Origin of the sequence: Breoghania sp., from assembly GCF_963674635.1 — a bacterium.
GTDB lineage: Bacteria > Pseudomonadota > Alphaproteobacteria > Rhizobiales > Stappiaceae > Breoghania.
The window spans coordinates 595,126-610,084 of the sequence record NZ_OY771475.1; the positions used below are offsets into that span (position 1 = coordinate 595,126).

Genomic DNA, 14,959 nt, shown 5'->3' on the forward strand with positions numbered 1-14,959 from the left:
AGTCACCGCAAGTTGACGCTGAAACGTGTCCGGCAAACGTGCATCCCACCCACGGCGCGGCGGAAATGGCGGAAAGTGGCCCTCTCAGGACAGTCGGCGTGCCGCTTTCGCGCGATCGCGTTTCAAGGCGGCCTCCTGTGCAAAAAGGCCCCAGGCCAGACCGATCAGCAGGAAGTTGTGCCGCCAGTGATCCATGTCGATGACCAGCGCGACCATGGCGTGGCCCACGAGTGTCACGAAAAGCGCGATCGCGATGCCGCGTGTCGGCCGGGGCTGGAAGATCAGCGGGAACAGCCGCGCCAGTGTCCAGGCCATCAGCACGATCCATGTCACCCCGCCGATCCAGCCATAGGCCATGAACGACTTCAGGTACATGTTGTGCGGGTCTTCGGTGAAGGTCTTGTAGAACTGCAGCGGGCCGATGCCCAGCGGACGTTCTCCGGCCAGCATGAAGCCGAGCGCGTGGCGGGCGAAGCGGCCAAGATGCGAGGCGTCATAGGACTGGACGAGTTCGGCACGCTCGGCAAACAGCGCGCCCACCGCGTCGGTGTTCAAGGCGGCCATCAGGCCCAGCGCAATCACCAGAAACCCCGCGATGGCGAGCCCGATGATGCGAAGTCGCATGAGGGGGTTGCGCGTGCTCAGGAACAGCACGAAACCGGTGGAACACATCGCAAAGACGATCATGCCCCAGGCGGCGCGCGAAAAGGAAAGGAACAGCCCTGCAACCAGAATCAGCAGCAGCCCGGCGGCGAAGACCCCGCGGCGCAGCGGCTGTGTCAGGATCATGTAGGTGAGCCAGGTTGCGGGGAAGATCAGAAAGGGCCCGAAGACGTTGGGATCCTGAAAGGTCGCCTTGGCGCGCCCATAGAGCAGAAAAACGTCCGACCCGGGCACCAGGCCGAAATAGCCGACAATGCCGGCCAGGGCGGCGCAGATGGCGCCCGCGACGTAGCCATAGACGATGACCCGGAGAAGCTGCGCGCTATGGGCGACGACCGACGCATAGAAGATCGAACTGACGATCAGGTACCCGGTCACGGCCATATACATCGGCGCGCGGTCGAAGGTGGGAACCTGCGTGGAGGCGAGGATGCCGCCGCTCATATAGGCAAGCAGCAGTCCGATCATCGGCGCGATGGCGCGCGGCATGGGCAGCCCGCACAGAAAGGCGAGGCCTGCGGACACGATGATCAGCAGATCATAGGGAGCTGGTTCGCTGAGAACGAAGAAGCCGGAGAAGGCGCAAAGCCACAACACCGCCGCCGCGATCATGGAAAGCGGCAGGCGGCCGTTCAGGCCGACAGGCGCAACGGGAGACGTCGCGCCCGAGGGGGCGGTGACCTCGCTCAAAAGGCGTTCTCCGTGTTGAACAGGCGGAAGGGCGTCATGAACAGGATGTAGAGATCCAGCCCGAGCGACCAGTTCTCGATATAGTAGAGATCGTTCTCGATGCGCCCGCGGATCTTGTCGGGCGTATCGCATTCGCCGCGCCAGCCGTTGATCTGCGCCCAACCGGTGACGCCGGGCTTGACCTTGTGGCGGGCGAAATACCCGTCGATCACCTCATCCCAAAGCTTTTCATTGGTGTTGGCGCCCAGCGCATGGGGGCGGGGGCCGACCAGCGAAAGCTCTCCGCGCAGCACATTGAAGAGCTGCGGCAGCTCGTCGATGGAGCTCTTGCGGATGAAGCGGCCCACCGGCGTCACACGCGGGTCGTCGCGCGTCACCGCCTTGCGGGCCATCAGGTCTTCCTGGTCCACATACATGGAGCGGAATTTCAGAACGTCGATGACCTCGTTGTTGAAGCCATAGCGCTTCTGCTTGAACAGGATCGGGCCGCGGCTCGTCATTTTCACTGCAAGCGCTGCGCCCGCCATGACAGGCGAAAGCAGGACAATGGCGATGCAGGCGAAAACGAGATCGAAGATACGCTTTGAAATGGCGTCCCAGTCGGCAATCGGCTTGGAGAACATGTCCAATAGCGGCACCTTGCCGATATAGGAGTAGGACCGAGGCCGGAACCGCATCTTGTCGCAATGGGCGGACAGGCGAATGTCGATCGGCAGGATCCAGAGCTTCTTCAGAAGCTGGAGCAGGCGCTCCTCCGCGCGAAGCGGAATGGAGACGATCAGCAGATCGATGCTGGTCAGGCGCGCAAATTCCACCAGTTCCGCAATGGTTCCGAGCTTCGGATAGCCGGCCACGATGGGCGGCGAGCGGTCGTCGGAGCGATCATCGAAGATGCCGCAGATGCGGATGTCGTTGTTGGCCTGGGCTTCCAGATCCTGAATGAGTTCGGCCGCCGGTTGCCCGCCACCGACGATGATGGCGCGACGCTCAAGGCGGCCGTCATCGGACCATTTGCGCACCAGCCGTGCGATGACGGCGCGCGAAACCACGAAGAAGGCGAGGCCCGCCGCATACCAGGCCACAAACCACACGCGCGAATAGGTGTCGCCCAGCTTGGCGAAGAACATGGCCAGCGCGAAAAAGGCGAAGACGACCGTCCAGGCTGCGAAAATGCGCCCGAGCTGGGCCGCATAGGAGCGGAAGGCGGAAAGCTGGTAGCCATCGGCGGCCTGAATGAGCCCCACGGCCAGAAGCGATCCGAGCAGAAGGGGAGCCGCGTAGAACAGCGAGAACCGTTCATCGGGATAGACGTAGCCGAAGAAGCAGGCGAGGCCGATTGCGAAGATGGCCAGCGCCTCGCTGACCCGCACCACGGCACAAAGAACCGTGATGGAGATCTGCCGGCTCGACAGCATCTTCGCCACTTCCATGGCGCGCACGCTCAGTTCCACCTTGGCGCGTTGTCCGGTTTCGCCTTCGCGCAATTCGCCAGCCTTTGACTGGACCGCCTCGCGAAACCGCTTCCGGAAATCATTCTCTGCCATGTTCATGTGCCTGACACTCCCGCCGGTGCGGCCTTTACCCCAAAAGCCTGCGACCGGTCCCCATTCTTGTCGTTCATGCGCGCGCCGATCCATCTGCCGCGCGGCAATCCGGACCTGACTGGTTTGCCGCTTGCAAATGACGCGGGTCGTGCGTTGTCTCATCTGAGACGGCCCCGGACACGCCGCCCTCGGCGTAGAGCGTGAGCACGCCATCCGACATGGCCTTCAATGAAAACCCGTCGCTCAGGCTGTCACGCAGTTGCTCCGCCTTGCGGCGCGTCTCCTGCGGAGCCGTCAACACGCGCTGCATCGCCTGTGCCAGTGCCGCGTGGTCTCCCGCTGGCACAAGCTCTTTCTCCTGTTCACGAAATATCTCCGCGATCCCGCCGACCCGCGTGGTGATGACGGGCAGACCGGCTGCGATCGCCTCAAGTATTATATATGGTAAAGACTCCGCGCGTGAGGGGATCACGACGGCGCGCGCGAAAGAAAAGGCCGTGCGGGCGGGCATCGCGCCGTGAAAGGCGACAGCCTCACCCAGCCCCAGGTCATGGGCCATCTTCTCGTAATCGGTGCGGGCCTCGCCCGGGCCCACCATATGGGCTGTCGGTGTCTTGCCGGTTTCATCGCCGAGGTCGCGGAGCGCCTTCAGGAACACGTCCGGGCCTTTCAACTCGCGGAATTCGCCGATGAAGAGAAAATCGCGCGCATCCGGCGCCGGGATGACCGGCTCGAACTCCTGCGGACGCAGCCCGTTATGGACCGTGCGATGGGGAATGCGTGGCGCGCCGACCTTGGTGCGGTACTGGTCGGCTTCATAGTCGCAGACGAAACAAAGGCCGTCGCTGACGCGCTCAAGCGCGCGTTCGACCGCAAAGAAGACCCGTCCGGATACGGCCTTGGGGTCATAGTGGAGCGATCCGCCGTGGGGGGTGTAGAAGCGGCGTGTGTCGAGTCCGGAGCGGCGCAGCAACGTGCCCAGAATGCGGGCGTACACGCCGCCCTTCGCGCCGTGGCCATGAACCACGTCCGGGGCCATGGCCTTCAGGTCGCGATAGGCGCTGCGCATGGTGGCAAGATCGGAAAGGGAGGGGGTGCGGCGCATGGGAATGCGCACAAGGCCCAGTTCCAGATCGCGGGAGAGATCTGACAGGCGTTGTTCGGCGAATGCGCCACCGGTGGATGCGTCACAGATCAGCCCGACGCGATGACCTTGCACGCGCTGGGCGGATATCAGGTCGCAAACGTGCCTGAAGGCACCGCCCACGGGCGCGCGCAGGCAATGCACGATCCTCAAGGGATGCGCTGTCATGACTTCTCCCGACCACTATCTGGCGCGCGCTGGAAAGCGTGGCCTGTCCCGGCCCGACGGCACACTCTGACGGTTTGCTGAACCCAAAGTTGTGCCGACAGGCACCTTCCTGTCAGTGAGAAGACTAATGGCGAGAGGTGAGTCTGCGGTTAACGTGAATTTTCAACGCTGTCAAAAATAGCGATTCGCAATTCAGAACAGGCGCTCTCTCACATAGACGGTATCGCCGGGGCGCAGGGGCTCGGAAAGGGGGACGCGCGCGGTCATGATCTCGCCCTCGATCTGACGGGTGACGTCGACGCTGGCCTGTTGGGCGCGCGCGGAGAAGCCGCCCGCGATGGCGATGGCGGTCTGGGCCGTCAGGCCGGCCACATAGGGGAACTGACCTGCGGTTTTCACTTCGCCCATGATGAAGAACGGGCGGTACTGGTCCACTTCAACGGACACGTCAGGATTGCGCAGAAATCCCTTTGAAAGCCTTGTTTCCAATATGCTTTCAAGCTCCTTGGTGGTCTTGCCACGCGCCGTCACGTCCCCCACGAGCGGCATGGACAACGTGCCGCCGGGATCGATGGTGTAGGTCGTGGAGAGCTTTTCCTGATCATACACGACCACGCGCAGCCGATCGCCGGAATCCACGCGATAGGGCTTTGTCAGCACCTCGTGAAACGCCGGAGGCGGACGGCGGTAGCTGCTGCATCCAGCCATCACGAGGGACAGGCCAAGCAGGAGGATGGTGGAGGCGCGCATGAGCTGGGAGATCCCGTTATTAACCACGATTGACTTTCCCGGATCAGGGTTAATGACGAGTAAAGGTCGCGGCACATGCTTGCTTTATGAAGTTCGTTTTCGAGCTACGTGAGAGGTCGTATTGGGGAGTCTTACCAAAGTATTAAGTATCGCTGTGCGGTAAATGACCATCTTTAAGACTCCGCTTACCTTAACGGACTAGGAATCTCTTTAGTTAGTCAGGAGTATCGGGCGGATGGCACGGGAGTACCGCGGGGTGGACGAGGACGTTTCGGTCGATGTCACTGCGCTTGGCAGAGCGCTATGGCGGGCAAAGCGTTGGCTCGTGCCGCTTGTGCTGATCACGGCAGTCGGGACCTTCGCCGCCATGCAGGCGGTGACGCCGAAATATCGCGGCCAGGCCAAGATATTGATCGAAAGCCAGGGGGCCGTCTATCCGGGCATCGACCGCAATGTCGAAGGTGAACGCGCCTTGCTCGATCAGGAAGGTGTCGCCTCCCAGGTTCAGCTCCTGAATTCCTATGATCTGGCCCGCCGCGTTGCCAAGAAGCTGGAGCTGTCGAAGCGCGCCGAGTTCAACCCGGGCAAGGCCGATCAGGAATCGCTGCTTGGAACAGCCTTGAAGTTCATAGGCCTCAGCCGCTCCGGCCAGAAGGCCTCAGTCGAGGAGCGTGTTCTTGAAGGGTATTTCGACCGGCTCGTCGTCTATCAGGTGGAAAAGACCCGCGTGATCACGGTGGAGTTTTCCTCCCGCGATCCCGAATTGGCGGCGAATGCGGCCAATACCATCGTTCAGGAATATCTGGATCTGCAGGCTGCGGCGAAGCGCTACAACACCGAGGAGGCAGCCGATTCACTTGGGCCTGAGGTGGAGCGCGTTCGCGGCGATGTGGAGAAGGCAGAGCGGGCCGTGGAGGAATATCGCGCCTCCAACGACCTTCTGATCGGCTCCAACAATGTCACCCTGGTCCAGCAGCAGCTCGCCGATCTCAACACCCAACTCGCCACGGCACGCGCCCAGAAGGCGGAGGTGGAAGCCAAAGCCAGCCAGTTGCAGTCCATGCTGGAGCAGGGCGCTCTTGCTTCCGCCACCGAAGTGATGAATTCGCCGCTGATCCAGCGTCTTCGCGAACGGCAGGTGGCGCTTCAGGCGCGGATCGCCGATCTTTCCACGTCGCTCCTGCCCAGCCATCCGGACCTGCGCGCCCTGCAGCGGCAGCTGCGTGACCTCGATGGTCAGATCGTGGCGGAGGGCCGCAAGATCCTTGCGGGGCTTGAAAGCGATGTGCGGGTTGCGGAAAGCCGCGAAGTGTCGCTGTTGGGGAGTCTCAATCAGCTGAAGGCGCAGGTCGCCCAGAACAATGACGCGCGTATTCGTCTGCGCGAGCTTGAACGCGACGCCAAGGTCAAGGGCGCGCAGTTGGAAGCGCTGCTGCAGCGGTACCGGGAGCAGGAGGCGCGTGTGAACGCCGCCGGTCTGCCTGCCGATGCGCGCCTGATCTCGCGCGCCAGTGTGCCTCACAAACCCTATTCGCCGCGCGTGAGCGCGATCACCGCACTGGTGACCATGGCGGTGATCGTTCTGGCCATCGCCTTCATTCTGATGCGCGAGTTTCTTGTCGGCGCCGTTCTCGTGCGCGGCAGCGACCGGTCCCGTGAAACGGGGGCGGTGGACGCCGAGGATGCGGGCGCGACGGAGATGCAGATGGACTCGCCAGAGGTGCCTGTTGCGCCGCTGTCCGATGTGGAGACGAGCCCTGCGAACCTGTGGGCGCGTTTGATGGAACTGGATGTTCCGCCCAAGTGTCTGGTGGTTGTCTCCACCGATGACGATGAAATGGCCAGTCGGGCCGCCATCGCGCTTCTGCGCGCGGCGGTCAGCGACAATACGTGCCCGATCCTGCTGGAAGTGTCCGCTGAACCTCAGTTTGCAGTGACGGGTGGCGAGGACGGCGAGCCGCATCGCGGCTTCGTCGATCTGCTCAATGGTGAGGCGTCTTTCTCGCAGGTGATCATGCGTGACCCGCGCTCGCGCGCTCATGTGATCGCGGGGGCTGGGCGGCCGCTTTCCGATCAGGAGGCGGATGCGCCGCTCTTCGACACGGTTCTGGAGGCGCTGGCGCACACTTACGATCACATTGTGGTCGATCTCGGCCGCCTGACCCCTTCCGTCTCGACAGCCAAGTTCCTTGCCCGGGCCGATCATGTGGTGCTCGTGGCGGGTGATCATTCCGGCGGGCCGTCGCTGGACCGCACGCGACGGATGCTGGAAAGCAAGACCGGGGCGGGGCTTTCCGTGCTGGCGCCGCAACGGCGTGATGGTGCGGCTCGGGGCGAGCGGGATATGGCCGCCTGATGGGCCTGACCACTTGAAGGCGTGGCCCTGTGAATGGCTGGTTCGCCCGAAGGGCGCGGCGGCCTGACGGTCGCTCTTTTCTCTTTCGGTGAAAGGGCTGCGCCGCGTTTTGCGGGCCCCAAAGTAAAGGGCCCTGCGCATCTCTGCCGCAGGGCCCTGTTCCCTTCGTCCGTCAGTTTTCAAATCAACGTCGGCGTCGTACGCTCCTAGACGTGGCTGTAGACGGATATCCTCAAGGGTGGAGTTACCACGGCCTCGTTTCTCGTTCGGGCTCTCGATCTCACGGGCGGTCCTTCCGTTGAAAAGCCTATGGGCTTGGCTCGCAGATCTTGCGATGCTCAGAGGAAGCGCGCTCCCGTACGTAGACGATCACGTCTCACAAGGAACTCTTGCCGTTCAGTAAGGGTAGTAAATTTTACTTCAGAATTGACCGCAACCGTTGTCACTCCGGACTGCGATCCTCAGACTATACTAGCCGGCGGTGTCATTTTTCTAGACCTCCCGCTTTCTGTTTGCAGTATTAATCTGGGGCGTCTTGAGCCGTTTGTCAATCATGCAGGAAGAAACAATGCACCCGGTGCGACATTGTGTGCGGGGGCGCATGTGACGCCAGGGGAGTTTGCGGCAGAAAACTGCCATTTGCCGCGCATCTCCGGGAGAAAAAAAGGCGACCCGACGGGTCGCCTGAGTGATGCGGGTGTGGTCTAGATCGGGTGTCGATCGACCCGGGCGGACTGTGGCCGATGCCGATGACACCGCGATGACGGCGCGCGCGGAGCCTTGGGCTCAGCGGAGCGCGTCGATGACGGGCTTTCGATAGAGAAGTGCGGCCGGCACGGTGGCGACCGCCATGCCAATGGCGATGATGGCTGCCACGAGCGCCAGTTCCGGTCCGCCAAGTGACGCCTGCAAGGCGATGCCTGTTTCGGCTGTGAAAGCGGTGGAGACGATGCCCGCCAGACCCATGCCCAATGCGAGCCCGGCCATTGCGCCCACGGTCACAATCAGCGCGACGTAGCTCCAGATGGTGAGGAAGATGAAGCCGCGTGGCGCGCCAAGAGCGCGCAGGATCGAGAACTGCACCCGGTAGAGCCGCAGGAGAACCATGACGCCTGCGAGGATCGCGATGATCACGAGCGTCTGTGTGGAAAGCGCCATCACGTTCATCAGGGAGCGCATGTCACCCAGAAGTTCGTAAAGCTCCACCAGAACCTCGGCTGGGAAGAAGGCGGTGCTGTCCTGTGCCTTGTAGCGTGCGCGCAGCCCATAGGCAGCGGCCACGGAATCCGGCTTCACGACAAGCGCGGGGACGCCCGGCAGGCGTTCGGACAGATAGGGCGGACCGACCTGCTCGGAGCCCTTTTCATGGCCGGTGGGCAGGTTATGCAGTTCCCAGGTCAGCTCCACCGGCACGACGATGGCCGTATCCCATGGTGAGCCCGTGGGGGCCATGCGGCCGACGACGGTGAGTTCCACGCCATGTTCATGGGCGTGGTCTTCATCATGGTCATCGTCGTCATGGTGTTCCTCGCCCATTCGGCCCTCGCCGTGGGTGGGGTGGAACGTGTCACCGATCTTGAGCGGCGAGGCATGGCCGACGACGGCTTCCTCGTGGTCGGCGAAGACGTGGCCCTCGGAAAGGGCGCCGCCGCTCAGATGCGTGACGAAGTCAGGCACCGAGCCGACGATGGGCGCGCCGTCATGGCTGTCACCGAAGGCGATGGGGGCGACGATTTCCGCATTTGGTTCGGCAAAGACGCGCGCCACCACATCCGGTTTCAGCAGTTCGATGGTGCCGGTGCGCAGGAAAACCGATTTCAGCATCGCGTCGGTCTGGCTGCCGGGGGCGGCGATGACGAGGTCGAAGCGATCCGCCGCATGGGCGCTGCCGCGTTTCAGGGCGCGTTCCTGGGCGGTGATGGCCACGCCGAGGCCGACGGCGGCCGCGATCAGCGCCATGAAGGTCACGGTCGTGATCGGATTGCGGCGCAAGGTGGCCAGCACGAGGGGGAGGGGGTTCATCATGCCGGGATCTCGTTCTTTGCGTTGCCGGTCGGAGTGGTTTCCTTGAGATGACCGCGGTCCAGGTGCAGGACACGGTCGGCGCGGGTGATCAGGATCGGATCATGGCTGACGCAGAGCACCAGACGACCGTCTTTGCGCGCGAGGTCCTGGAGTTTGTTCGCAACGAGGGTGGAGGCATCGGAATCGAGGCTTGCCGTCGGTTCGTCGGCCAGGATGGCGGGCGGATCGAACAGCAGCGCGCGTGCGATTGCGGTGCGTTGCTGCTCGCCGCGCGACAGAAGCGAGGCGTGGTGGCGCCCACCTGGCACCTGGAGGTCTTCAAGCAGCGAAGCGGCGCGCGCCTTGTGACGGGCGCCAGCGCCGACACCGCCGAAATGGGTGGCGAGTGTCACATTGGCGAGTGGTGACAGCTCCGGGATCAGGTGGAAGTCCTGAAAGATGAAGCCAATGGTGTCACGACGCCAGCGGTCGCGCCGCGCTTCCGACAAGGCGTAGATATCGGCACCGTCGTGAAAAACGGTCCCGGTGGTCGGGTTCAGCAGGCCGGAAAGCGCATAAAGCAGGCTCGACTTGCCGGAGCCGGAAGGTCCGGTCACGACGACGAGGCTGCCCGCGTTCAGGTCGAGGGATGACAACTCCAGCACCGTGAAGGGGCGGTTGCCGTCGTCACGGTAGCTGAGTTTCAGGTTTTCAATCGCGAACATGGGGCAGGCCTGATGGATCGTGGCGGAAAGGGCGGGGTGAGTTCAGTGGGCGGGATTCTCGTATCCACGAGAGAGCTGCCCCCCTCACCCCAACCCTCTCCCCAGGGGAGAGGGGGCTGTATCGATAGGACGCTGAGATTGCAGCTCGCAGGAAGCTCAAGGATGCAAGCGCATTTCCCGGCCCCATCATCGGCGGCGAAGAAGAGCCCGGCCCGCGCACCTCTCCCATGGGGAGAGGTCGGGCCGCAGGTCCGGGTGAGGGGTTGGGCGCTTTCCGTATCCACGGGCCATCGCGCCTGTTCATGCCGCGCCGCTCCTTTCGAGCAAGGGGGCGCTGGCGATGAAAATGTGCGCAAGCCAGGACCACGGGCTCACATCCGCTCAAAGCTGGCGGAGGTCACGCGGACGCGGCTGACGAAGCCGATTTCCTCGTCCTTGTAGGTGCCCAGTTCCAATGTGCCGCGCACTTCAATGGGCACGTTGAAGGCGACCGCGTCGATGATCTCGTCGGTGTAGATGACGATGATGTCGTCGGGCCAGTCAGCCTCGCTCTCACAGAAGGGACACACGGCCATGGGGCGGGAGGTGAGGACGAAGAACTTCGATTGCGCCTTGAGCGGGGGCGCCATGTAGCCGCGCACGAACACCTCCTTGTCCTGATGCGCGGTGGCATAGGGCGAGAAGGAGAGGTCCTTGTTGTAGAGATCGCGAATGCGCAAGGGGGCATCCCCGGCAAGGACCGCAAGCGCGCCCGGCAGGGTGCCCGGAAATGTGGTTGCGGCAGTGGCGAGAAGGAACTGGCGGCGGTTCATGGCGCGGACTTCATTGTGGGGTGCCCCATCGTGGCGCGCGCCGTGCGGACAGCGCTGCCAGGGATCGGGTGCTCGGTAATTCGGACAGGTTGGGAAAGGGCTTGAAGACAGCCCTTTCCCTCTTTCGGATCAGAACCTTATTCGCCGTTGTTGGCAGCGTGATTCATGACGTGGAAGATGTAGTTCTGCTCGATGGTGCCATCGAAGAGATGCGACCACGGGCCCCGGGCATAGACGGCGACGTCTTCGCCGGAATGGGTCTCCGAGGACATCGGGATCAGCGCCTGCTGGACGTAATCCTTGTCGAGGGCCTCTTCCTGGGACAGGTCGGGACGGGAGCCGGAATAGCTGCCGTCGTCCTGCTTTTTCAGCACGGAACCGACGCCGTTCAGGTAGCCAATGACGGTGTAGGGCTTGCCGTCGTCGGCCAGAAGCGGCTTGTCGGTGTGCATTTCACCGGCCTTGTTGACGTCGTAGCACAGGCCGAGGATCGGCGAGCCGCGACCGCAATAGCCGTTGAAGGCGATGGCATGTTCGTGGTCGGCGGTGACGATGATCAGCGTGTCGGCCTCATCGGTCATCTCCATGGCCTTGGCGATGGCGTCGGCGAAGGCCTTGCCGTCATGCATGGCGCGCGCGCCGTTGCCGTCGTGGTTGGCGTGGTCGACGCGGCCCGCTTCGATGTCGAGGAAGAAGCCCTTCTCGTTCTTGGAGAGCTTCTCGATGGCGGCGGCGGTCATCTCGGCCAGAGACGGCTCGTCGGTGCGGTCGACGTCATATTTCATGTGCGAGGATTCGAACATGCCGATGACCGGCTTGTCGCTCGCGAGATCGAGGGCCTCGAAGGTGGCCTGGTTCCAGGCGTACTGGCCGCCGAGATCCTGGATTTCCTTGATCAGGTTGCGGCCGTCGGTGCGCTTGCCGGACTTGCCTTCATCGCCCTTGACCTCTTTCGGCAGGAAGTGGCGGCGACCGCCGCCGAGCGCGATGTCGATCTTGCCCGCCTCGATCGCATCGAAGAGCTGTGCGGCGATGTCCTTCTGGGCGGTGCAACCTTCCGGCAGCTTGGAATTGTCTTCCCAGTTGCGGTCGACGGTCTTGGCGTAGACGCCGGCCGGAGTGGCGTGGGTGAGGCGGGCGGTGGAGACCACGCCGACGGACTTGCCCTGAGCCTTCACGATCTCGCCGAAGGTGGTCAGCTCGTGACCGGTGATGGCGGCGCAGTCGCTGCGCGCGACAGAGGGATCGACATTGATCATGCCGTTCTTCTGCTTCACGCCGGTGTTCATCGCGCCTGCGGTCGGCGCGCTGTCCGGGGTCTGGCCGTTGGTGGTGTAGGTCTTGACCAGCGCCAGGTGCGGGAAGGTCTCCTGGGGCTGGACATATTCGGATCCCATCAGGCCTTCAAGCTGGCCGGAGAAAATGCGCACGGCGTAGTTGGTGCCAACGCCCTGTCCGTCGGCGGTGAACAGGATGATGTTCTTCGCGCGATTGGTGTTGGGCTTCTTGGCGAGATTGGCGGCGAGGGTGTCCTGACCGACCTTGAACCACGGGCTGCCGGCTTGCGGCAGGCTGTCCTGCGCGAGGGCACAGGTGGTGGCCATCGAGGCGCCTGCAAGCAGCGCGGCGATGAAGAGCTTCATGTGAAAGTCCCCGAATACTGGATGCATGAACCGCCCGGCGGTGCGCCCGCCTGTCGGCTCACACTCGCTACAGTCGACGGATGACAGGTGCGTGACAGTTTTGCGGATGTCCCGTGATAATGGCCGTCAAGGGTGCCTGCTTTTCATGCAGGGCGAATGAGAGGTCGGCCGCGTCGGCGGGTATCGGGGAAAAGAGACGGATATGAGCCGGTAGGAGACGCGGTGGCTCCCTTCAGGTCGGAAAAAGGTATGCAGGAACGAAAAAAGGGGCGCCGGTATCGGCGCCCCTTCTTCTGGCTTGCGCAAGATTTGCGCAAATCCGACGGTCTGGATCAGACCGAGTAGTACATGTCGAACTCGACCGGATGCGGGGTCATTTCGTAGCGCATGTTCTCTTCCATCTTCAGCTCGATATAGGCATCGATCTGATCGTCGTCGAACACGCCACCGGCCTTGAGGTATTCACGGTCGGCATCCAGGGACATCAGAGCTTCACGCAGCGAGCCGCAGACGGTCGGGATGTCCTTGAGCTCTTCGGCGGGAAGGTCGTAGAGGTTCTTGTCCATCGCGTCGCCGGGATGGATCTTGTTCTTGATGCCGTCGAGGCCAGCCATGAGCATGGCAGAGAAGGCCAGATACGGGTTCGCGGTGGGATCGGGGAAGCGGACTTCGACGCGCTTTGCCTTCGGAGACGAAGCCATCGGGATGCGGCAGGACGCGGAACGGTTGCGCGAGGAATAGGCCAGCAGCACCGGCGCTTCGTAACCCGGGACCAGACGCTTGTAGGAGTTGGTCGAGGGGTTGGTGAAGGCATTGAGCGACTTGGCGTGCTTCAGGATGCCGCCGATGTAGTACAGGCAGGTTTCCGACAGGTCGGCATACTGGTTGCCGGCGAAGGTCGGAGTGCCGTCCTTCCAGATGGACTGGTGGACGTGCATGCCCGTGCCGTTGTCGCCGAAGACCGGCTTCGGCATGAACGTGGCAGACTTGCCGTAGGCGGCAGCAACCTGGTGCACCGCGTACTTGTAGATCTGCATCTTGTCGGCCTGACGGGTCAGGGTGTCGAACTTCATGCCGAGCTCATGCTGCGCAGCCGCCACTTCGTGGTGGTGCTTTTCGACCTCGATGCCCATTTCGGCCATCACGGTCAGCATCTCGGAACGGTAGTCCTGGCCCTGGTCGATCGGCGGGACGGGGAAGTAGCCACCCTTCGTGCGCGGACGGTGTCCCATGTTGCCGGCTTCGTATTCGGCATCAAGGTTGGTGGGCAGTTCCTGGCTGTCGAGCTTGAAGCCGGTGTTGTACGGGTCGGCCGCGAAGCGGACGTCGTCAAACACGAAGAACTCGGCTTCCGGGCCGACGAAGACGGTGTCGCCGATACCCAGCTGGTTGACGTAAGCCTCGGCCTTCTTGGCGGTCATGCGCGGGTCGCGGTTGTAACCCTCACCGGAGGCGGGCTCCAGGATGTCGCAGAAGATGGCCATGGTGGACTGAGCGAAGAACGGATCGATGTGGGCCGATTCCGGATCGAGCATCAGGGTCATGTCCGACTCGTTGATGGCCTTCCAGCCAGCAATCGAAGAGCCGTCAAACATGACGCCCTCGGCGAACATGTCCTCGTCGACGAGCGAGCAGTCCATCGTGACGTGCTGCATCTTGCCGCGCGGATCGGTGAAGCGCAGGTCAAGGAACTTGATGTCCTTGTCTTTGATCGTCTTGAGGACGTCGTTGGCAGTGCTCATTTGTACCTTCCTGGAATTATTAGGATGGAGCCTTGGTGGTGTGATGTGTTCGTACCGGTTTTCAAGTTCCAGATGGCGAAAACCGGCCTCTCCTCGGACACATGTTAGAATTCGAGATTGCGGCCTTTGATCCTGAAGGGAATGGCCGGCAAGGATCAGATCGCGTCGTTTCCTGTCTCGCCAGTCCGGATGCGAACCGCATCTTCGATGTTGAGAACAAAAATCTTTCCGTCGCCGATACGTCCGGTCTGAGCGGAAGTGCGAATGGCCTCCACGGCCTTTTCCACCAGATCATCCGTGAGGACGATCTCCACTTTAACCTTCGGCAGAAAGTCGACCACGTATTCGGCCCCGCGATAGAGCTCCGTGTGTCCCTTCTGCCGACCGAAGCCCTTGGCCTCGGTGACAGTGATTCCCTGCAGGCCGACTTCCTGCAGCGCCTCCTTCACTTCGTCTAGCTTAAAGGGTTTGATGATCGCTTCGATCTTCTTCATCGCCTCCCTTTCTCCGGGTCATGCTGGCGGGCGCAGAAACAGTCCGGCCCATCCCTTCGACAGTGTACGAAAGCATGGTTCGTGCCAACGCGCCAGTCGTTGATTTCAAATGCTCAACCGCGCCGATTGCGCCTGATTTTCGAGCAGTGAATGGCGGCGGCGGTCGCGCGGTGTCGGTGGGGTATGACGCAAAAATGGGCGATTGCACAGATTTGGTGCATTAT

Annotated in this window: 11 protein-coding genes; 1 reads left to right on the forward strand and 10 read right to left on the reverse strand. The window is 62.5% G+C overall.

Annotation, left to right across the window (positions count from 1 at the left end; all coding sequences use genetic code 11):
- Positions 1-84: 84 nt before the first annotated feature.
- The 4 genes from ABGM93_RS02730 to ABGM93_RS02745 all read right to left on the reverse strand — a co-directional run bounded on the left by ABGM93_RS02730 (position 85) and on the right by ABGM93_RS02745 (position 4,986).
- A complete protein-coding gene (locus ABGM93_RS02730) occupies positions 85-1,353 on the reverse strand; it encodes an O-antigen ligase family protein (protein ID WP_321503258.1) in 1,269 nt (422 codons plus the stop codon).
- Positions 1,350-2,897: an undecaprenyl-phosphate glucose phosphotransferase gene (locus ABGM93_RS02735; RefSeq protein WP_321505713.1), complete on the reverse strand. Its 1,548-nt coding sequence runs from the start codon at positions 2,895-2,897 to the stop codon at positions 1,350-1,352. The genes ABGM93_RS02730 and ABGM93_RS02735 overlap by 4 nt, the downstream gene beginning before the upstream one ends.
- A gap of 73 nt (positions 2,898-2,970) precedes the next feature.
- A complete protein-coding gene (locus tag ABGM93_RS02740) occupies positions 2,971-4,209 on the reverse strand; it encodes a glycosyltransferase family 4 protein (RefSeq protein WP_321503260.1) in 1,239 nt (412 codons plus the stop codon).
- A 192-nt stretch (positions 4,210-4,401) separates the two neighbouring features.
- Positions 4,402-4,986 (reverse strand): polysaccharide biosynthesis/export family protein, encoded by a 585-nt coding sequence (locus tag ABGM93_RS02745; RefSeq protein WP_321503262.1) that lies wholly within the window; start codon positions 4,984-4,986, stop codon positions 4,402-4,404.
- Positions 4,987-5,194: 208 nt separating this feature from the next.
- On the opposite strand from ABGM93_RS02745, the gene ABGM93_RS02750 reads away from it, so the two are divergent.
- Positions 5,195-7,315 carry an exopolysaccharide transport family protein gene (locus ABGM93_RS02750; protein ID WP_321503264.1) on the forward strand — a complete coding sequence of 707 codons (2,121 nt, stop codon included), beginning with the start codon at positions 5,195-5,197 and terminating at the stop codon, positions 7,313-7,315.
- Between the two features lie 786 nt (positions 7,316-8,101).
- Here ABGM93_RS02750 and ABGM93_RS02755 read toward each other — a convergent pair.
- The 6 genes from ABGM93_RS02755 to ABGM93_RS02780 all read right to left on the reverse strand — a co-directional run bounded on the left by ABGM93_RS02755 (position 8,102) and on the right by ABGM93_RS02780 (position 14,735).
- A complete protein-coding gene (locus ABGM93_RS02755) occupies positions 8,102-9,340 on the reverse strand; it encodes an ABC transporter permease (protein WP_321503266.1) in 1,239 nt (412 codons plus the stop codon).
- The gene (locus ABGM93_RS02760) at positions 9,337-10,044 is read right to left on the reverse strand and encodes an ABC transporter ATP-binding protein (protein WP_321503268.1); all 708 of its coding nucleotides are present in this window, start codon (positions 10,042-10,044) and stop codon (positions 9,337-9,339) included. The genes ABGM93_RS02755 and ABGM93_RS02760 overlap by 4 nt, the downstream gene beginning before the upstream one ends.
- Before the next feature lie 371 nt (positions 10,045-10,415).
- Positions 10,416-10,856 (reverse strand): hypothetical protein, encoded by a 441-nt coding sequence (locus ABGM93_RS02765; RefSeq protein ID WP_321503269.1) that lies wholly within the window; start codon positions 10,854-10,856, stop codon positions 10,416-10,418.
- A 137-nt stretch (positions 10,857-10,993) separates the two neighbouring features.
- The gene (locus ABGM93_RS02770) at positions 10,994-12,499 is read right to left on the reverse strand and encodes an alkaline phosphatase (protein ID WP_321503271.1); all 1,506 of its coding nucleotides are present in this window, start codon (positions 12,497-12,499) and stop codon (positions 10,994-10,996) included.
- A 332-nt stretch (positions 12,500-12,831) separates the two neighbouring features.
- Positions 12,832-14,241: a type I glutamate--ammonia ligase gene (gene glnA, locus ABGM93_RS02775; RefSeq protein WP_321503273.1), complete on the reverse strand. Its 1,410-nt coding sequence runs from the start codon at positions 14,239-14,241 to the stop codon at positions 12,832-12,834.
- Positions 14,242-14,396: 155 nt separating this feature from the next.
- The gene (locus ABGM93_RS02780; protein ID WP_107990266.1) at positions 14,397-14,735 is read right to left on the reverse strand and encodes a P-II family nitrogen regulator; all 339 of its coding nucleotides are present in this window, start codon (positions 14,733-14,735) and stop codon (positions 14,397-14,399) included.
- Between the last annotated feature and the right edge of the window lie 224 nt (positions 14,736-14,959).